A 17,037-nucleotide genomic window follows, 5' to 3' on the forward strand; every position below is an offset into this window, starting at 1 on the left:
ACGTTCGGGGTGAACTTGGATGAAGAGGCTGTTGCACCTGGGAGCGCCAAGCTCCAGCTTGGCATGGCAGCGTTTGCGGGGGTGCAGAAATTGCCGAGCAGGAGCTCGGCGGTACCAGGGGATACCGGACTTGCCCACTGCGCTTAACGACGTTGGGGGTGAACTTGGATGAAGAGGCTGTTGCTCCTGGGAGCGCCAAGCTCCAGCTTGGCATGGCAGCGTTTGCGGGGATTCAGAAATTGCCAAGCTGGAGCTTGGCATGGGGGCGTTTGCGGGAGCCAGAAATTGCCAAGCTGGAGCTTGGCGCTCCCAGGGGAGACCGGAATTGTCCAGGCTGCGCTTAAGGACGAGTGGATCGAAAGATTAGGAGCAGAAGAGAGAGCCCCCACGAAGGGAGCTAACGCTCAATCGATGGACGAGCCGTCACCAAACGTTGCGTCGGTGGATATGGCATTGAACTTGGGATCTTTGCAAATTCGGAAAAATGCACCGTCCACGCTTATTAGCTGCTGTACAGCCGCGAACAAAGAACCCGGCAAGGCCAATAGGCCCGCTACATATTCTTCGTTCAACTTGAACGCGGATTGGTTGGCATTTTTATCATCGGAAAAAACTGCAACGAGGACGGTTCTTAGCTTCCCGGCGCGACTTCCGACTAGCTCAATCACACCGTAGGCCTTCTTGATCTCAAAGCCAAATAAATTGAGATCACGCGCGCCATCCATTACCATGCTTCGAGTGGACCTGATCTTAAAAGAGTTAGGAACGCTCCAATCATTTGCAAGATTCAAAGGAGTGAATTCCTGATGTAGGCCGCGACGACGAGCATCCGCTCTAGCATAGTTCATGAAAAGCCATCCAGTTGATAAATTCTCTCTTGCCAGACAAACATTCGACAGTGCACAAAATAAGACTTAGCAAAAAATTAAAGCCATTACTTGAATAAATATTAATTCAACAGAATTAATAATTTTCATCGTACAAATCCAGCCTCATTAATGGCAATCACATTGATGAGTAAATATTTCAAGTTACCACCACGTACTAAACTAAACGCACTTTCACGCCGGTTCTGTAGGACGAAAGCCGTCATACGTGTATAAGAAGATCGCAATAACCCATAGCTGTTGCAGCCCTCTGGGATAGATCAGCATTGCCAAGCCGCAGAAATTCGACATTGATCGTTAGCAAGCTCGGGGTGAGGCAGCCTCACTTCAGCACTTCCTGCACAACGTACGATCAAGGGATTTTGCGTAGAGCGGAGTGAGCCATTGAACCCCGGTGTAGATCCAGCATGGCTCTACTGACAATGCCCGTAAGAATATTTCCGACCGCCAATAAAAAAGGACCTAGCATCTCTGCTAAGTCCTTGATATTCTTGGTGGGTGATGCAGGGTTTGAACCTGCGACCCCTGCCGTGTGAAGGCAGTGCTCTACCGCTGAGCTAATCACCCGATTTCGTCGTCTAGGCTGATCGCCTAAACCTGAAAGATGGGATTATGCCACAACTGTTTGGGCCTCTGGAGCAGCTTCAACTTTTCTCCATACAGTTTTTGCACCGCTGGCTTTGTCCAACTGCTTGAGCATGTCGTCATGCGCTGCCAGCTCCTGCGCGTTAGCAGCAAGCACGGGCAAGACGAAGACAGACAGATCCATACGCGGTTGGCCGCCGCTCTCTTCTTCGCCGACATTACCCAGATCAATCAACAGTGCGTCTTGGCCGCGCGTGAGGTTGATGTAGACATCTGCCAGAAGCTCGGCGTCGAGCAAGGCGCCGTGCAAAGTACGGCCTGAGTTGTCAACTTCAAGGCGATCACACAAGGCGTCCAGGCTGTTGCGCTTGCCGGGGTACAACTGCTTGGCCATGGCCAGCGTGTCGGTGACCTGCGATACATGGGCATCCATACCGGGTATGCCTAGTCGTTCGAATTCCTTGTTCAGGAAACCAACGTCGAACGCGGCATTGTGGATGATGACTTCTGCACCTTTGATGTAGGCCAGAATGTCCTGAGCGACTTGCGCAAACTTGGGTTTGTCGCGCAGAAACTCGTTGCTGATGCCGTGCACCTTCAGCGCGTCTTCATGGCTGTCGCGCTCAGGGTTGATGTAGAAGTGAAGGTTGTTGCCGGTCAGCTTGCGCGAGATAAGCTCCACACAACCGATCTCGATGATGCGGTCGCCGCCTTCTGCGGAAAGGCCGGTGGTCTCAGTGTCCAGTACGATCTGGCGGGACATGCTTCAGTGGTTTTCTTTGGCGTGATTGATGGTGTAGCGCGGGATCTCTATGGTGAGATCTTTTTGCGCCACGATGGTTTGGCAGGACAGCCGTGACTGGGGCTCCAGACCCCAGGCGCGATCAAGAAGGTCTTCTTCTTCTTCCTCTGCTTCGTTCAAAGACTCCAGCCCCTGCCGCACGATGACGTGGCACGTGGTGCAGGCACAGCTCATGTCACAGGCGTGCTCGATCTCGATGTGGTTCTCGAGCAGAATTTCACAGATGGAATGGCCGGGCGTGGCCTGGATTTCAGTACCCTGAGGTGCGTACTCTGGGTGTGGGAGGATCTTGATGACGGGCATGGGAATGTGATTTCTTATAGTGCGTCCACCCGCTTGCCGGATAGCGCCTTTTGAATGCTGTGGTTCATGCGTGCAGCGGCAAACGATTCGGTGCCTTGAGCCAGAACTTCGGTCGCCTGCTCAATCGTCTGAGCGTCCGTGCTGTTGGCGGCAATGGCACGCAATGACAGCATGAGCGCATCTATGTTGGCGCGCTCCGAAGCGTCCAGGAGTTCACCATCTGCCTCAAGCGCGCTTTGGGTAGCCAGCAGCATGCGGTCAGCATCGAGCTTGGCTTCGGCCAGGGCGCGTGCTTTGATGTCAGACTCTGCAGTGGTGAAGCTTTCCTGTAGCATGGTCGCGATCTGGTCGTCACTCAGGCCGTAGGTAGGCTTGACGTCGATCCTGGCCTCTACGCCGCTTGCCTGCTCTTTGGCGCTGACGCTGAGAAGCCCATCGGCATCTACCGTGAACGTGACACGAATACGCGCCGCGCCCGCAACCATGGGGGGAATGCCGCGCAACTCAAAGCGAGCCAGGCTGCGGCAGTCTTGGACCAGATCACGCTCGCCCTGCACGACATGCAGCGCCAGCGCCGTCTGGCCGTCCTTGTAGGTGGTGAAGTCCTGAGCCATGGAGACCGGAATAGTCTGGTTGCGCGGGACTATGCGCTCCACCAGGCCGCCCATGGTCTCCAGACCGAGTGAAAGCGGAATCACGTCCAGCAGCAGCAATTCACCCGCGCTGTCGTTTCCGGCCAGTTGGTTGGCCTGAACCGCAGCGCCCAGGGCGACCACTTCGTCGGGATTCAGATTGACCAGGGGTGGCTTGCCAAAAAACTCTGCCACGGCACGCTGAACCTGTGGCATGCGGGTAGAACCACCCACCATGACGACACCCTGCACTTCTTGCGGTGTGAGTCCTGCATCGCGCAGCGCGCGGCGCACAACACTCATGCAACGTTCAGAGAGGTGCGCAGTGGCAGATTCAAAGTCTTGCTTGGTCAGCGGTATCTCAACGCTCTGCGAACCTGAAGCGACGCTGAACACCGTGGCGTCTGAACTGCTCAGAGCTTCCTTGGCGCTGCGTGCGGCAGCTTTCAAAGCAGCCTTGGCTTGCGCAGAATCCATGGGCGCATTGATTTGGGGCAATGCCCATTCGACCAGGGCGCGATCGTAATCGTCACCGCCCAGGGCTGAATCACCGCCGGTAGCAATGACTTCAAAAACACCCTGCGTCAGGCGCAGGATGGAAATGTCGAAGGTGCCGCCCCCCAGGTCGAAGATGGCGTAGATGCCTTCACTGGCGTTGTCCAGGCCATAGGCAATGGCTGCGGCGGTGGGCTCATTGATCAGCCGCAATACATTGATGCCAGCCAGTTGGGCGGCGTCTTTGGTGGCCTGGCGCTGAGCGTCATCAAAGTAGGCCGGGACAGTGATCACGGCCCCATAGAGGTCATCATCAAAGGTGTCTTCAGCGCGCTGGCGCAGCGTGGCCAGAATTTCGGCACTGATCTCCACCGGAGACTTTTTGCCTTGCACGGTGTCTATGGCCAACATGCCCGGTTCATCAATGAACCGGTAGGGCAGCTTCTCGCTGTGCTCAATGTCGGCCAGTGCACGACCCATGAAGCGCTTGGCAGAATGAATGGTGTTTTCGGCATCTTCTGCCGAGCCTGAGCCCAGGGCCGCATAGCCAATCTGGCGCTTGCCGCCCGCGAGGTAACGAATCACCGAGGGCAGCAATACACGGCCGTCATCGTCAGGCAGGCACTCCGCCGCACCATGGCGGACAGCAGCCACCAGGGAATGGGTGGTGCCCAGGTCAATACCGACTGCAATGCGCCGTTGATGGGGATCGGGCGATTGGCCGGGTTCGGAAATCTGAAGCAGCGCCATGTTCTACGAATTCAAATCTTGCAAAGCCATTCTCAGGCGGCGAGTGTCTCACGCTTGCGCGAGATGTCGGAGGCGAGCTTCTCGAGAAACATCAGTGCCCGTACGGTTTGAGTGGCAGCAGGCCAGTCCTGCTCAAGATCTGCTTGCCGCTCAATATCTACCAGCGCCTGACTCCACATGGACTCAGACAAGCTGGCAATTTGCGCCAGCTCTTCTGGCGTGCTGGCGTCGTCCAGACCTTCACGCAATTCCATCTGCTGCATGAGAAACGCCGCCGGCATGGCAGTGTTGTTCTCTGCCTCGATGGGCGAGCCGTTCAGTTCGCAGAGATAAGCTGCGCGCTTGAGTGGATTCTTCAAGCGGCGATAGGCTTCGTTGATTCGCGCCGACCACTGCATCGCCACGCGCTGAGCTGCTGCGCCCTGCGTAGCGAACTTGTCTGGGTGCACCTGCCGCTGAAGCTCTTTCCAACGCGCATCGAGGTACGCAAGGTCCTGCGTAAAGCGCGGGGCTACGCCGAAGAGCTCAAAATCAGTGGACTGAAGGTTCATGGAGATGGGCTTACTTTCTTGTTCTTGCAAAGCGCTTCTCAGCGAACTGAGAAACCCCAAGGGCAAGACCGCTTCAGCCGGTTGCAGGCGCCGCCTTGCCTTGGCCTCAAGGCAAATAGAGCCCTGTTCCACCCTTAAGGCATGAATGCCTTAGACGCGGAAGGACTCTCCGCAACCACAGCGATCGCGTTCGTTCGGGTTATTGAACCTGAAACCTTCGTTCAAGCCTTCGCGCACGTAGTCGAGTTCAGTGCCGTCGATGTAGGCCAGACTCTTGGGGTCGATCATCAGCTTGACGCCCTGCTCTTCAAACAGAACGTCGCCTGGTTCCACATCGTCCACGTACTCCAGCTTGTAGGCCAGGCCGGAGCAACCCGTGGTCTTGACGCCCAGTCGCACACCCACGCCCTTACCGCGCTTGGCGAGATACTTGTTAACGTGCCGGGCTGCGGCTGGAGTGAGGGAGACGGACATGTGGAGAATGAGCTTATGAAGTTTGAATGGCGTTCGGGCTGGCCTGCACTCGGCTTGTCGAGAGTCGAAACCCTCGGCAGGCAGCGAGCAGGCTGATGACGAACGATTAACAAATCACGGGACCGAGCCTTTTAACGAGTGTCTGGGACTGGGTTCGACAGTTGAACGGCACTGGACGTTGGCGTTCCAGCGCACGTGTTTCAAGCGTGCCGTTGCTTGTAGTCGTTGACCGCTGCCTTGATGGCGTCTTCTGCCAGGATGGAGCAGTGGATCTTCACAGGTGGCAGCGCCAGCTCTTCAGCGATCTGGCTGTTCTTGAGCTCAGCCGCTTCGTCCAGCGTCTTGCCTTTGACCCACTCGGTCACGAGCGAGCTGCTGGCAATGGCGGAGCCACAACCATAGGTCTTGAAGCGAGCATCTTCGATCACGCCCGTGGCGGGATTGACCTTGATCTGCAGCTTCATGACGTCGCCGCAAGCAGGCGCGCCCACCATGCCGGTGCCGATGGTGTCGTCGCCCTTGTCAAAGCTGCCGACGTTGCGTGGATTTTCGTAGTGGTCGATGACTTTTTCAGAGTAGGCCATTTGTTTCTCTCCTTGGTTGAACAAGCTGCGCTGGATGTCCAGCGCCGAGTTCGTTGATCAATGCGCTGCCCACTGGATGGTGGAGATGTCGACACCGTCTTGGTACATCTCCCACAGCGGGCTCAGTTCGCGAAGTTTCGCGACGTTCTTGCGGATGGTGTCCACCGCATAGTCGATCTCTTCTTCGGTGGTGAAGCGACCGATGGTCATGCGCAGGCTTGAGTGCGCCAATTCGTCACTGCGGCCCAGCGCGCGCAGCACATAGCTGGGCTCCAGGGAGGCAGAGGTGCAGGCTGAGCCGCTGGACACGGCCAAACCCTTGATGCCCATGATGAGAGATTCACCTTCGACGAAGTTGAAGCTCATGTTGAGGTTTTGAGGCACACGGCGCTCCAGGTCACCGTTGATGAACACCTGTTCGATGTCCTTCAGGCCGTCCAGCAAACGCTTCTGTAGGCGAGCTGCGTGGGCGTTGTCTTCTTTCATCTGCTCTTTGGCAATACGGAAGGCTTCTCCCATGCCGACGATCTGGTGCGTAGCGAGCGTGCCAGAGCGCATGCCGCGCTCATGACCGCCACCGTGCATCTGCGCTTCCAGACGGACGCGAGGCTTGCGGCGTACATACAGGGCGCCAATGCCTTTGGGACCATAGGTCTTGTGAGCGGTAAGGCTCATCAGATCAACAGGGAGGTCTTTGAGATCGATATCAACACGGCCAGTGGCCTGCGCACCATCTACATGCAAGAGCACGCCCTTTTCACGGCAGATGGCACCGATGGCAGCAATATCCTGAATGACGCCAATTTCATTGTTGACGAACAGGATGCTGGCAAGCACGGTGTCAGGACGGATGGCTGCCCGGAACTTGTCCAGGTCAAGCAGGCCGTCTTCCTGAACATCCATGTAGGTGACCTCAAAGCCTTGACGCTCGAGCTCACGCATGGTGTCAAGCGTGGCTTTGTGCTCAGTCTTGAGGGTGATGAGGTGCTTGCCCTTGCCCTTGTAGAACTGCGCAGCACCCTTCAACGCCAGGTTGGTGGATTCGGTGGCGCCGGAGGTCCAAACGATTTCACGCGGATCTGCACCGATCAGGTCGGCCACATGGCCACGGGCTTTTTCTACCGCGGCTTCGGCTTCCCAGCCCCAGGCATGGCTGCGGCTGGCTGCGTTACCAAAGTGTTCGCGCAGCCATGGAATCATGGCGTCGACGACGCGTTGGTCTACGGGCGTGGTAGCACCGTAGTCCATATAGATAGGAAAGTGAGGAGTCTGGCTCATGGCTGGCTTGACTGGCTAAAGGTTAAATCTGTAAAACTGTGACTGCACGCTCGCAAGCGCATGGTCAGTGCTTGGAAGCAATTCCACCCAGCGCGAAGACCGAGTTGGGAGCGTTCACGCGAATGGGCTTGACGACCGGGGCGCTGGAGATAGCGCGCTTGGTAGCAGGCTTGTCTTCTACTTCTACGCCTTTTTCCAACTGGTCGTTGACCAGTTTCTGCAGCGTGACTGAGTCAAGAAACTCAACCATGCGGGCATTCAACGAAGTCCACAAATCGTGCGTCATGCAACGGCCACCGTCACCATGACAGTTTTCCTTGCCGCCGCAGTGCGTGGCGTCAATCGGCTCATCTACGGAAACAATGATGTCAGCGACCGTGATGTCTGCAGCCTTGCGGCCCAGAGAATAACCACCACCAGGACCCCTGGTAGACTCCACCAGTTCATGACGGCGCAGTTTTCCGAACAGCTGCTCCAGATAAGAGAGCGAGATTTGCTGCCTCTGGCTGATAGCCGCCAGCGTCACCGGACCGTTATCCTGGCGCAATGCAAGGTCGATCATGGCGGTTACCGCAAATCGCCCCTTGGTTGTAAGACGCATGACAAACTCCTCGATAGCGTGGGTTGAACATTGACGGGGACCATTCCCCATACCGGAGCCCAAAAGAGGCTCTTCCGGAGCCAAATTGACCTAAGCCTTTGCAGGAACTCAGATCAATTTAATTCCGAGTATTTTTATCAAGTATACACTGATTCTCCCTCTTGACAGGCCAAAACATTTGGAATAAGGGGGTTGATGACGTAACGCCTTGAAGCAATTCAGGTTTTTCGGGGCGCAAGGACGGGTCACCTGGACGTCTGATGAACCGTTTAGGTGCATGCGGAGGGCCTCCCGCGCCTGCAGATGGACGTGGGTCAAGCTCAATTTCGCCGCGGCGCCTTCAATCCGAACAGGTTTTTTCCTACAGACCTTTCGTCCAGCACTGACATCTTCGGCGAAGGGAGGTGCCTACAGTTAGAACCCAGTGAGCACATTCGGCTCATGAATAAAGGTAGGAGAAACCTCAAATGAAAACACGTCTTAACCGTCTGATGATTTTGGCCACCGCTGCCGCGCTCACTACAGGCTTGGTTGCTTGCAACAAGAATGACGAGCGGACCGCTGGCCAGCAACTTGATTCGGCCATTGCGAAAACGGAGCAGAGTGCTGAAAACGCTGAGGCGAAAGCTGCAGCTGCTGCCAACGAAGCGAAGATGGCTGCTGCCCGTACCGGCGAGCAAATCAAGGAAGGTGCAGCCGAGATGCGTGCTGACGCGAGCGCTGCTGGATCGCGCATTGCTGACGCAGCTGGAGATGCTGCGATTACCGCATCGGTGTCTGCCGGATTGATGAAGGATCCTGATCTGAGTGCGATCAAGATCGATGTGGATACCAGCAATGGCGTGGTGTCGCTCAAAGGGCCTGCACCGAATGCTGCTGCTAAAGAGCGCGCTGAGACTATCGCCAAAGGGGTATCTGGTGTGAAGAGTGTCAGCAATATGCTGGAAGTTCGGGGCTGAATTGGGTTGTGGGTTGCCTTGAATGTCTAAGGCATTGGGGTGGGTCAGCCGCTGACGCCACTCGAGTTTCGGCGTTAAGGTGACCTCGCTTGCCCTCACCCCTGCCCTCTCCCGCATGCGGGAGAGGGAGCAAGATGCGGAACCGCGATAGAAGGCGCGGTGTTTAGCTACAGGTAGCTGCAGGTAGCTGCCAAGTATCCCGAAAAGACCCATAAGCGGAGGCAAAGGAAACTGACCCACATAGGCACGGGCCTGATTGATCAGTTTTCGGCGCTTCAGGCGGCTGCGCTGCCTTCGCCAGCAGCGCCGAACACCCTGCTCTTTAGCTTGGCAAGTTGATCTCGGGTCCTTGCTGCTTGCTCGAATTCCAGGTTGCGGGCGTGCTCCATCATCAACTTTTCCAACCTGCGAATTTCTTTGGCCAGGTCTTTCTCGGACAAGGCCTCTTCTTTAATGGCAGATGGCCCGGTGGGCAGACGCTCGGCATCACGGCCATTGCGCTCACTGTAAACGCCGTCGATGAGGTCACGCACCTGCTTGAAGATTCCGCGCGGAACAATACCGTGCTCGGTATTGTGAGCGACCTGTTTGGCCCTGCGGCGATCGGTTTCACTGATCGCCTTTTTCATGGACTCGGTCATGCGGTCGGCGTACAGAATCGCTCTTCCATTGACGTTACGGGCAGCGCGCCCTATCGTCTGAATGAGGGAACGCTCTGCTCGCAGGAAGCCTTCCTTGTCGGCGTCCAAAATAGCCACGAGTGAGACTTCGGGAATATCCAAACCTTCGCGAAGAAGGTTGATGCCCACCAGAACGTCAAATGCGCCCAGGCGGAGATCACGAATGATCTCTACGCGCTCCACGGTGTCCACGTCGCTGTGCAGGTAGCGCACCTTCACCCCGTTTTCTGTCAGGTACTCCGTCAGCTGTTCAGCCATGCGCTTGGTCAGCGTGGTGATCAGCACGCGCTCGTGTTTTTCCGCTCGAATGCGGATTTCCTGCAGCACATCATCTACCTGGTGGCCCGCAGGACGAACTTCGACCACGGGGTCAATGAGGCCTGTAGGCCTGACCACCTGTTCGACGACCTGCCCGGAATGCTGCTTTTCATAGTCCGCCGGGGTAGCGGAGACAAAGATCACTTGACGCATGCGCCGCTCGAACTCTTCGAACTTCAGCGGCCTGTTGTCCATGGCACTGGGCAAGCGAAAACCGTATTCCACCAGCGTGGTTTTGCGGGCTCGGTCGCCGTTATACATGGCGTTGAGCTGGCCGATCATCTGGTGGCTCTCATCGAGGAACATGATGGAGTCGCGCGGGAGGTAGTCTGTGAGGGTCGCAGGCGGATCACCGGGTGCTGCGCCTGAAAGGTGGCGGGTGTAGTTCTCAATGCCCTTGCAGTGACCCAGTTCCGCCAGCATTTCCAGGTCAAACCGGGTGCGCTGCTCTACGCGCTGAGCTTCCAGCAGCTTGCCCTCCGAGACGAAAAATTTCAGGCGCTCATTGAGTTCGGCCTTGATGGTTTCTACGGCAGCGAGGGTCTTTTCACGCGGGGTGACGTAGTGGCTGGAGGGATAGATGACAAACCGCGGCACCTTCTGCTGAACCCTGCCGGTAAGAGGGTCGAACAGCGAAATGCTCTCGGTTTCGTCGTCGAACAATTCAATGCGAACTGCCAGCTCGCTGTGTTCAGCAGGAAACACATCAATGGTGTCACCCCGGACACGGAAACAGCCGCGTGTGAAGTCAGTGTCATTGCGTTGGTACTGCATGCGCACCAACTGAGCGATGGTTTCGCGCTGCGGCTGCTTGCCTCCTACTTTGAGGATGAGCCGCATCTGCAGATAGTCGTCAGGCGCGCCAATACCGTAGATGGCACTGACCGTGGCCACAATCACGACATCTCGCCGCTCCAGCACGCTTTTGGTGGCAGAGAGGCGCATCTGTTCGATGTGCTCGTTGATGGCGCTGTCTTTTTCAATGAAAAGATCGCGCTGGGGTACATAGGCTTCCGGCTGATAGTAGTCGTAGTAGCTGACGAAGTATTCGACGGCATTCTTGGGAAAGAACTCGCGGAATTCGCTGTACAGCTGCGCAGCCAGGGTCTTGTTGGGCGCAAACACAATGGCGGGCCGCCCCAGCCGGGCAATGACGTTGGCCATGGTGAAGGTCTTGCCCGAGCCTGTGACGCCCAGCAGGGTCTGGAAAGATTCACCCGATTCCACGCCTTCCACCAGCGCATCAATGGCCGCTGGCTGGTCTCCAGCAGGCGGATAAGGCTGGAAAAGCTGATAAGGGGAATCAGGAAAGTTGAGGAACTTGCCCTCGGATGGCACTTCGGCCACAGCAGTAGAAGTCATATTCGGAAGGTGATGCTGCGCTTGGATGGTGCGGCGCCTGGAAGATGCGGCGCTTGGAGCGAGTTGCCACATAGTTGAGGCCAATCGCGGCAAAAACCATGCACATCTGAATCAATTTTCAATCTTAGTTGGCAAGTCCCTCAAGCTACTAGCTAAAATTCGAGGGTTTTCCCCTCCAGCGTACCGCATGCGGTCCTGCCGCGTTTGGATACGTCTGATTCGATGCCTTTGCATTCAACAGGACTTTTCCGCTATGTCTCTTTTCTCCGCCGTCGAAATGGCCCCTCGCGACCCCATTCTGGGTCTCAATGAGCAATTTGCCGCAGACAGCAACCCCAACAAGGTCAACCTGGGCGTAGGCGTTTATTTCGATGAGAACGGCAAATTGCCTTTGCTGAAGTGCGTGCAGGCGGCTGAGAAGGCCTTGATGGACGCGCCCAAGCCACGTGGCTATCTCCCCATTGACGGCATTGCGGCGTACGACACCGCTGTAAAAAAACTGGTCTTCGGTGCAGATTCCGAGCCATTCAAGGCTGGCCGCGTGGCCACTGTCCAAGGCCTGGGTGGTACTGGCGGCTTGAAAATTGGCGCCGATTTTCTGCGCAAGCTGAAGCCCGAAGCCAAAGTTCTTATTTCAGACCCAAGCTGGGAAAACCACCGCGCACTGTTCCAGCAGGCAGGCTTCGAGGTGGACACGTACCGCTACTATGACGGCGCCACACGCGCGCTGAACTTCGAGGGCATGCTGGCTGACCTGAAAGCAGCCGCACCCGGCACCATCGCCGTGCTGCACGCTTGCTGCCATAACCCTACCGGCTACGACATCACACCCGCTCAGTGGGACCAAGTGATTGCCGTGGTGAAAGAGCGCGGTCTCACGCCCTTCCTGGATATGGCCTACCAGGGCTTTGCTGATGGGATTGCCGAAGACGGCGCCGTCGTCGGCAAGTTCGTGGCTGCAGGCCTCAGCTTCTTTGTCTCGACCTCGTTCTCCAAGAGCTTCAGCCTGTACGGCGAGCGCGTGGGTGCCTTGTCTGTGCTTTGCGACACCAAGGAAGAGGCAGACCGCGTGCTGTCCCAGCTCAAGATCATGATCCGTACCAACTACAGCAACCCGCCCACACACGGCGGCGCGGTGGTGGCCATGGTTCTGGAAGACCCCAAGCTGCGCGCTCAGTGGGAAGAAGAGCTGGCTGGCATGCGCGTTCGCATCAAAGCCATGCGCAAAGCGTTGGTGCAAGGCTTGAAAGCCGCCGGCGTCAAGCAGGACATGAGCTTCATCACCACGCAAGTCGGTATGTTCAGCTACTCTGGCCTGAGCAAGGATCAAATGGTCCGCCTGCGTAACGAATTCGGCGTGTACGGCACAGACACCGGACGTATGTGTGTGGCAGCGTTGAACGAAAAGAACATCGGTTACGTCTGCGAGTCAATTGCCAAGGTCGTCTGATTTCCTTGGGGTATGACCCAATAAGAAGCCGCGGCATGCCGCGGCTTTTTAGTTGGAGAAACGGTAGATACCAGCCAGAAACAGCTTAGTTTAAAAATCGTCCTGACTACCTGGGGCCAGGCTTTCAAAGCGTGTGAGCTGGTTCAAGAAGGCGAGCTTGACGGTGCCGGTCGGGCCGTTACGCTGTTTGCCGATGATGATCTCGGCCACCCCGGGCTCACGCGAATCCTTGTTGTAGTACTCGTCGCGGTAGATGAACATGATGATGTCGGCATCCTGTTCAATAGCGCCCGATTCTCGCAAGTCGCTCATCATGGGGCGCTTATCCGTGCGCTGCTCCACGCTTCGGTTCAACTGTGAGAGCGCAATGACCGGACAGTTCAACTCTTTGGCAAGCGCCTTCAATCCGCGGGAGATTTCGCCCAGCACAGTGGCGCGGTTTTCTTCGTTGCTGCTGCTACCACTCATCAGCTGCAGGTAGTCCACCACGATGAGGCCTAATTTGCCGCACTGCCGGGCCAGGCGCCTGGCGTTGGCTCGCAGCTCGCTGGGGGTAAGGCCTGGCGTTTCGTCAATATGCAAGGAGATGGTGCGCAAGCTTTCAATGGCTTCAGTGAGGCGTGGCCACTCTTCATCAGTCAGCTTGCCGGTGCGCAAGTGGCCCTGGTTGATGCGGCCAATCGAGCCCACGATACGCACCGCGAGCTGAGCCGCGCCCATTTCCATGGAGAAGATGGCCACGGGCAATTGTTCGTTGAGCGCCACGTGCTCTGCGATGTTCACGGCAAATGCCGTCTTGCCCATGGACGGCCGTGCGGCCAACACGACGAGGTCTCCGCCTTGCAAACCGGCGGTCATGCGGTCAAGGTCGTAGAAGCCGGTGGGCACGCCCGTCACGTCATTAGGGTTGTCGGCCATCTCCTGCACGCGGTCCAGCAGGTCGACCACCAGGGTGTCCATGGCCTGGAAGCCCTGCTTCATGCGCGAGCCTTCTTCGCCGATCTTGAAGATCTTGGATTCGGCCTCGTCCAGAATCTTGGCCACGGGTTGGCGGGGGTTGAAGGCGCTGGTGGCAATTTCGTCACTGGCGGTCACCAGTTTGCGCAAAATGGCGCGCTCGCGCACGATTTCTGCATAGCGCCGAATATTGGCCGCACTGGGCACATACTGCGCCAGCGAGTTCAGATACGCCAAACCACCTATTTCGTCACCCTTGCCCTGGCGCTGAAGCTCCTCGTAGACGGTAATGACGTCTGCGGGCTTGCTTTCGTTGATCAGCTTGCCACATACGGCGTAGACAAGGCGGTGTTCATAGCGGTAGAAATCAGTGTCCTTGCATACGTCACCTACGCGATCCCAGGCACTGTTGTCCAGCAACAGGCCACCGAGCACGCTCGACTCCGCCTCGATCGAATGAGGCGGGATGCGCAGTTGCGCTACGTCACGGTCTCGAGGAGAGTCGTCGCTGAGATCTGGGAAGCTGGGGGGAAAGGTAGATGACATGAATAGACTGAACCTGGATTTCGCATACTACGCCGGCCAGACCCCAGTGTCACGGGATAGCCTGGGGATAAGTAGTGCACGGACTGTGCACAAGACACCCATATGCTGTGCAAAACACTGTGCACAAGTCAAAAAAAAACCGCCACCCTTGTGGGGTGGCGGCTGAGACGGAACCGTACTCAGTATTAGGCTGTTTCGCCGTATACGGAGACAGTGATCTCTACCACCACGTCGGTGTGCAGAGACACAGCAACAGTGGTGTCGCCAACGGTCTTGATAGGACCGTTAGGCAGTCGAACTTGCGACTTGAGGACTTCGAAGCCTTGCTTTTTCAGCTCGTCAGCGATGTCGTTGTTGGTCACGGAGCCAAACAGGCGGCCATCCACACCAGCTTTTTGAGTCAGCTTGATGGTTTTACCAGCCAGTTTTTCGCCTTGAGCGGCAGAAGCTGCCAGCTTGTCAGCGGCTTGCTTTTCGAGTTCCGCACGGCGGGCTTCGAATTCAGCTTTGTTCGCTGCTGTGGCGCGACGAGCACGGCCAGAAGGGATCAGGAAGTTACGAGCGTAGCCGTCCTTGACCTTGACGATTTCACCCAGGCCGCCCAGGTTAGCAATTTTGTCGAGAAGAATAATTTGCATGGTGCTTCTTTCCCTCAGACGCGGTGCTGGTCTGTGTAGGGCATCATGGCCAGGAAGCGTGCACGCTTGATGGCTGTATTGAGCTGACGCTGGTAAATGGCGCGCGTGCCAGTCAGGCGAGCGGGAATGATTTTGCCGTTTTCGCCGATGAAATCGCGCAAGACATCCATGTCTTTGTAGTCGATCTCTTCAACACCAGCAACGGTGAAGCGGCAGAAACGCTTGCGCTTGAACAGCAGCGACTGGGTGTTGCGCTTGGGGCGCTTGTCCTTGTTGAATTTCTTGAACGTGGCCATGTGGGCCTCCTTACAAATCTTGCTGAAAATCCTGGATATGGAGCACTACGTGCTTGCCGTTGCGGGGGGTTGCGAGAAAGCCGGTGAAACGCCACTGCGATCCAACGTCTTGCTTGCCCAACCTCTCAGCCATTGCGCCAACCGCAAGAGCTTTGAGCGTGGCCTTCACCTGTCTCTTGACACCGGCTTCTTCAGCGCTTGACTCGTGTTCGAGTCTCAAATCCAGCGCCGGCAATCCTGCCGGTGTGTACCTGAGTGCGCTGCGTTCGACGATGCAGGCTGTGAGATCGGTGCGGTTCACGCCCGCAACTATTTCCGCTAGGGCTTAGTTGCCGGCTTCGACCTGCTGGGCCTTGCGAGCTTCTTCGCGCTCAACCGTCTTCATCATGGAAGATGGGCCGGTGTCAGCCTTGGGACGTTGCACAGTCAGATGGCGCAGCACTGCGTCGTTGAAGCGGAAAGCGTGTTCCAGCTCGCCCATCACGGCTTGATCAGCCTCGATGTTGACGCACAGGTAATGAGCTTTGGCCAGCTTGTTGATCTGGTAAGCCAGTTGACGGCGACCCCAGTCTTCAACGCGATGGATCTTGCCGCCGCCGGCAGTGATCATGCCTTTGTAGCGCTCCAGCATGGCTGGAACTTGTTCGCTCTGATCCGGATGGATCAGCAAAATGATCTCGTAATGACGCATTCAAACTCCTTGTGGATGAATACGGTGCTGGCTGCCTTGGATACACCAAAGCTGCCAACCACCAAAAAACCGCCTCCAGCGTCAGATGGAGTGCGGCAAGGGAACTCGGGATTATAGCGCGGATTGCAGCCTCTGGGCAAGGCGCGCGCTAGGCGCAATGCTGTTCAGTTAAACCCAGTCCGTTCGCGCTGAGCCTGTCGAAGCGTCGTACCCGGCTTCGACAGGCTCAGCCCGAACGGGTATTTGTGTGCTTAAGTGAACAGCAATGGTGCTAGGCGGAGCTACATTCAATGGATCAGCTCCTATCGCACGGCCTCATGGCCTCATGGCCGCGCGATAGAAGAGATAGCAACACGCATTACTTCATCTTGGCGATGCGATCACGTGCTGCTTGGGCGGCTTCAGACTGCGGATAGGTCTTGACCAGCGATTCCAGCGTTGCACGTGCGGCACGGGTGTCCTTCAGCTCAACCTGGCAGTTGGCGATGGAAAGAAGTGCTTCAGGCGCTCTGGTGTGATTGGGCACAGCAGTCAGCAACGAGCGGAAGTTGGTGATGGCTTCCTTGTAGTTGCGCGTGGCGTACTGGGCGTTGCCTAGCCAGAATAAAGCGGAGGGCGCCAGCTGGCTGCGTGGATAACGCTTGATGAAATTGGCAAAGCCCGTTTGAGATGCTTTGAAATCACCCGACCGAAACACCGCCAAAGCCGCATCGTATTCCTGCTTTTCCGCAGCATCCGATGCGGCGGCGTTGGCGTTCGCGCCCGGAGTTGCACCGGGATCCGATGCGCTCGGTGAAGTTGCGGCGGCGGCAGCGGATGCGGCACGTGCCACTTCTGCAGCCTCCAACTTGCGCATACGCTCATCAAGCTCTTGCTGCGAACCGCCCTGCCGTTTTTGCAGTTCGGAAAGCTCGCGTGCAAATTGTTCGTCCTGCCCACGCGAACGCGCCAGCTCAGCGCGCATGGCTTCGATCTGCTGTTGAAGATCGAGCATGCTGCGCCGCATCTGGGTGTTCTCGTCTACCAGGCGGTTCTGGGCATTCACGGCCGCGTCAAAGCGCTGCCGCAGATCCAGAATGGCTTGACGTGCTTGATCGTCGCCACCAAACAATTGCGCCTGCGCTGCAGTTCCCGCGAAACAGGCCGCCGCTAGAACGGCGACACGAAAATAGGGCATTGATGTGGACACGTTCAAGGC

At 56.9% G+C, this 17,037-nt stretch carries 18 protein-coding genes and 1 tRNA gene; 2 read left to right on the forward strand and 17 right to left on the reverse strand.

The genetic code is table 11. The features are described 5' to 3' along the window. Window positions 1-404 precede the first annotated feature (404 nt). The 10 genes from ABIE13_RS26425 to iscR all read right to left on the reverse strand — a co-directional run bounded on the left by ABIE13_RS26425 (window position 405) and on the right by iscR (window position 7,942). Window positions 405-848: a hypothetical protein gene (locus tag ABIE13_RS26425; RefSeq protein WP_354449107.1), complete on the reverse strand. Its 444-nt coding sequence runs from the start codon at window positions 846-848 to the stop codon at window positions 405-407. A gap of 531 nt (window positions 849-1,379) precedes the next feature. Next, window positions 1,380-1,454: transfer RNA gene (locus ABIE13_RS26430), tRNA-Val, on the reverse strand. 43 nt (window positions 1,455-1,497) lie between these two features. Continuing rightward, window positions 1,498-2,235, reverse strand: coding sequence for a DNA polymerase III subunit epsilon (gene dnaQ, locus ABIE13_RS26435; protein ID WP_354449109.1), 738 nt, complete (start codon window positions 2,233-2,235; stop codon window positions 1,498-1,500). A gap of 3 nt (window positions 2,236-2,238) precedes the next feature. After that, a complete protein-coding gene (gene fdx / locus ABIE13_RS26440; RefSeq protein WP_354449111.1) occupies window positions 2,239-2,577 on the reverse strand; it encodes an ISC system 2Fe-2S type ferredoxin in 339 nt (112 codons plus the stop codon). Window positions 2,578-2,591: 14 nt separating this feature from the next. Beyond that, window positions 2,592-4,454, reverse strand: coding sequence for a Fe-S protein assembly chaperone HscA (hscA, locus tag ABIE13_RS26445; protein ID WP_354449113.1), 1,863 nt, complete (start codon window positions 4,452-4,454; stop codon window positions 2,592-2,594). Between the two features lie 32 nt (window positions 4,455-4,486). Further along, on the reverse strand, window positions 4,487-5,005 hold the full coding sequence (gene hscB, locus ABIE13_RS26450) for a Fe-S protein assembly co-chaperone HscB (RefSeq protein WP_354449115.1): 519 nt from the start codon (window positions 5,003-5,005) through the stop codon (window positions 4,487-4,489). A gap of 150 nt (window positions 5,006-5,155) precedes the next feature. Then, a complete protein-coding gene (iscA, locus tag ABIE13_RS26455; RefSeq protein WP_354449117.1) occupies window positions 5,156-5,479 on the reverse strand; it encodes an iron-sulfur cluster assembly protein IscA in 324 nt (107 codons plus the stop codon). A gap of 200 nt (window positions 5,480-5,679) precedes the next feature. After that, entirely contained in the window at window positions 5,680-6,063 is a 384-nt protein-coding gene (gene iscU, locus ABIE13_RS26460) for a Fe-S cluster assembly scaffold IscU (RefSeq protein ID WP_354449119.1), read from the reverse strand. Between the two features lie 57 nt (window positions 6,064-6,120). Continuing rightward, window positions 6,121-7,341, reverse strand: coding sequence for an IscS subfamily cysteine desulfurase (locus tag ABIE13_RS26465; RefSeq protein ID WP_354449121.1), 1,221 nt, complete (start codon window positions 7,339-7,341; stop codon window positions 6,121-6,123). A 64-nt stretch (window positions 7,342-7,405) separates the two neighbouring features. Continuing rightward, the gene (gene iscR / locus ABIE13_RS26470) at window positions 7,406-7,942 is read right to left on the reverse strand and encodes a Fe-S cluster assembly transcriptional regulator IscR (RefSeq protein ID WP_354449123.1); all 537 of its coding nucleotides are present in this window, start codon (window positions 7,940-7,942) and stop codon (window positions 7,406-7,408) included. Window positions 7,943-8,409: 467 nt separating this feature from the next. On the opposite strand from iscR, the gene ABIE13_RS26475 reads away from it, so the two are divergent. Continuing rightward, window positions 8,410-8,901, forward strand: a complete 492-nt coding sequence (locus ABIE13_RS26475; protein WP_354449125.1) for a BON domain-containing protein — start codon at window positions 8,410-8,412, stop codon at window positions 8,899-8,901. Window positions 8,902-9,176: 275 nt separating this feature from the next. Here the strand turns inward: ABIE13_RS26475 and uvrB are convergent, their stop codons facing one another. Beyond that, window positions 9,177-11,261 (reverse strand): excinuclease ABC subunit UvrB, encoded by a 2,085-nt coding sequence (gene uvrB / locus ABIE13_RS26480; protein WP_354449127.1) that lies wholly within the window; start codon window positions 11,259-11,261, stop codon window positions 9,177-9,179. A 253-nt stretch (window positions 11,262-11,514) separates the two neighbouring features. Here uvrB and ABIE13_RS26485 point away from each other — a divergent pair, with 253 nt between their 5' ends. After that, window positions 11,515-12,711: an amino acid aminotransferase gene (locus tag ABIE13_RS26485; RefSeq protein WP_354449129.1), complete on the forward strand. Its 1,197-nt coding sequence runs from the start codon at window positions 11,515-11,517 to the stop codon at window positions 12,709-12,711. 90 nt (window positions 12,712-12,801) lie between these two features. Here ABIE13_RS26485 and dnaB read toward each other — a convergent pair whose 3' ends face one another. The 6 genes from dnaB to ybgF all read right to left on the reverse strand — a co-directional run bounded on the left by dnaB (window position 12,802) and on the right by ybgF (window position 17,028). After that, window positions 12,802-14,214, reverse strand: a complete 1,413-nt coding sequence (gene dnaB / locus ABIE13_RS26490; protein ID WP_354449131.1) for a replicative DNA helicase — start codon at window positions 14,212-14,214, stop codon at window positions 12,802-12,804. Between the two features lie 185 nt (window positions 14,215-14,399). After that, on the reverse strand, window positions 14,400-14,852 hold the full coding sequence (rplI, locus tag ABIE13_RS26495; RefSeq protein ID WP_354449133.1) for a 50S ribosomal protein L9: 453 nt from the start codon (window positions 14,850-14,852) through the stop codon (window positions 14,400-14,402). A 14-nt stretch (window positions 14,853-14,866) separates the two neighbouring features. Next, a complete protein-coding gene (gene rpsR, locus ABIE13_RS26500; RefSeq protein WP_354449135.1) occupies window positions 14,867-15,148 on the reverse strand; it encodes a 30S ribosomal protein S18 in 282 nt (93 codons plus the stop codon). 10 nt (window positions 15,149-15,158) lie between these two features. Further along, window positions 15,159-15,449, reverse strand: coding sequence for a primosomal replication protein N (gene priB / locus ABIE13_RS26505; RefSeq protein WP_354449137.1), 291 nt, complete (start codon window positions 15,447-15,449; stop codon window positions 15,159-15,161). A 24-nt stretch (window positions 15,450-15,473) separates the two neighbouring features. After that, window positions 15,474-15,839: a 30S ribosomal protein S6 gene (gene rpsF, locus ABIE13_RS26510; protein WP_354449139.1), complete on the reverse strand. Its 366-nt coding sequence runs from the start codon at window positions 15,837-15,839 to the stop codon at window positions 15,474-15,476. Window positions 15,840-16,197: 358 nt separating this feature from the next. Further along, window positions 16,198-17,028 (reverse strand): tol-pal system protein YbgF, encoded by an 831-nt coding sequence (gene ybgF / locus ABIE13_RS26515; RefSeq protein WP_354449141.1) that lies wholly within the window; start codon window positions 17,026-17,028, stop codon window positions 16,198-16,200. Window positions 17,029-17,037: the final 9 nt, after the last annotated feature.

Origin of the sequence: Ottowia thiooxydans, from assembly GCF_040548795.1 — a bacterium.
GTDB lineage: Bacteria > Pseudomonadota > Gammaproteobacteria > Burkholderiales > Burkholderiaceae_C > Ottowia > Ottowia thiooxydans_A.

Bases quoted from the DNA above. Each gene is read 5' to 3' on its own strand.
- ABIE13_RS26425 (WP_354449107.1), bottom strand. From the start codon at position 848: ATGAACTATGCTAGAGCGGATGCTCGTCGTCGCGGCCTACATCAGGAA.
- dnaQ (WP_354449109.1), bottom strand. From the start codon at position 2,235: ATGTCCCGCCAGATCGTACTGGACACTGAGACCACCGGCCTTTCCGCA.
- fdx (WP_354449111.1), bottom strand. From the start codon at position 2,577: ATGCCCGTCATCAAGATCCTCCCACACCCAGAGTACGCACCTCAGGGT.
- hscA (WP_354449113.1), bottom strand. From the start codon at position 4,454: ATGGCGCTGCTTCAGATTTCCGAACCCGGCCAATCGCCCGATCCCCAT.
- hscB (WP_354449115.1), bottom strand. From the start codon at position 5,005: ATGAACCTTCAGTCCACTGATTTTGAGCTCTTCGGCGTAGCCCCGCGC.
- iscA (WP_354449117.1), bottom strand. From the start codon at position 5,479: ATGTCCGTCTCCCTCACTCCAGCCGCAGCCCGGCACGTTAACAAGTAT.
- iscU (WP_354449119.1), bottom strand. From the start codon at position 6,063: ATGGCCTACTCTGAAAAAGTCATCGACCACTACGAAAATCCACGCAAC.
- ABIE13_RS26465 (WP_354449121.1), bottom strand. From the start codon at position 7,341: ATGAGCCAGACTCCTCACTTTCCTATCTATATGGACTACGGTGCTACC.
- iscR (WP_354449123.1), bottom strand. From the start codon at position 7,942: ATGCGTCTTACAACCAAGGGGCGATTTGCGGTAACCGCCATGATCGAC.
- ABIE13_RS26475 (WP_354449125.1), top strand. From the start codon at position 8,410: ATGAAAACACGTCTTAACCGTCTGATGATTTTGGCCACCGCTGCCGCG.
- uvrB (WP_354449127.1), bottom strand. From the start codon at position 11,261: ATGACTTCTACTGCTGTGGCCGAAGTGCCATCCGAGGGCAAGTTCCTC.
- ABIE13_RS26485 (WP_354449129.1), top strand. From the start codon at position 11,515: ATGTCTCTTTTCTCCGCCGTCGAAATGGCCCCTCGCGACCCCATTCTG.
- dnaB (WP_354449131.1), bottom strand. From the start codon at position 14,214: ATGTCATCTACCTTTCCCCCCAGCTTCCCAGATCTCAGCGACGACTCT.
- rplI (WP_354449133.1), bottom strand. From the start codon at position 14,852: ATGCAAATTATTCTTCTCGACAAAATTGCTAACCTGGGCGGCCTGGGT.
- rpsR (WP_354449135.1), bottom strand. From the start codon at position 15,148: ATGGCCACGTTCAAGAAATTCAACAAGGACAAGCGCCCCAAGCGCAAC.
- rpsF (WP_354449139.1), bottom strand. From the start codon at position 15,839: ATGCGTCATTACGAGATCATTTTGCTGATCCATCCGGATCAGAGCGAA.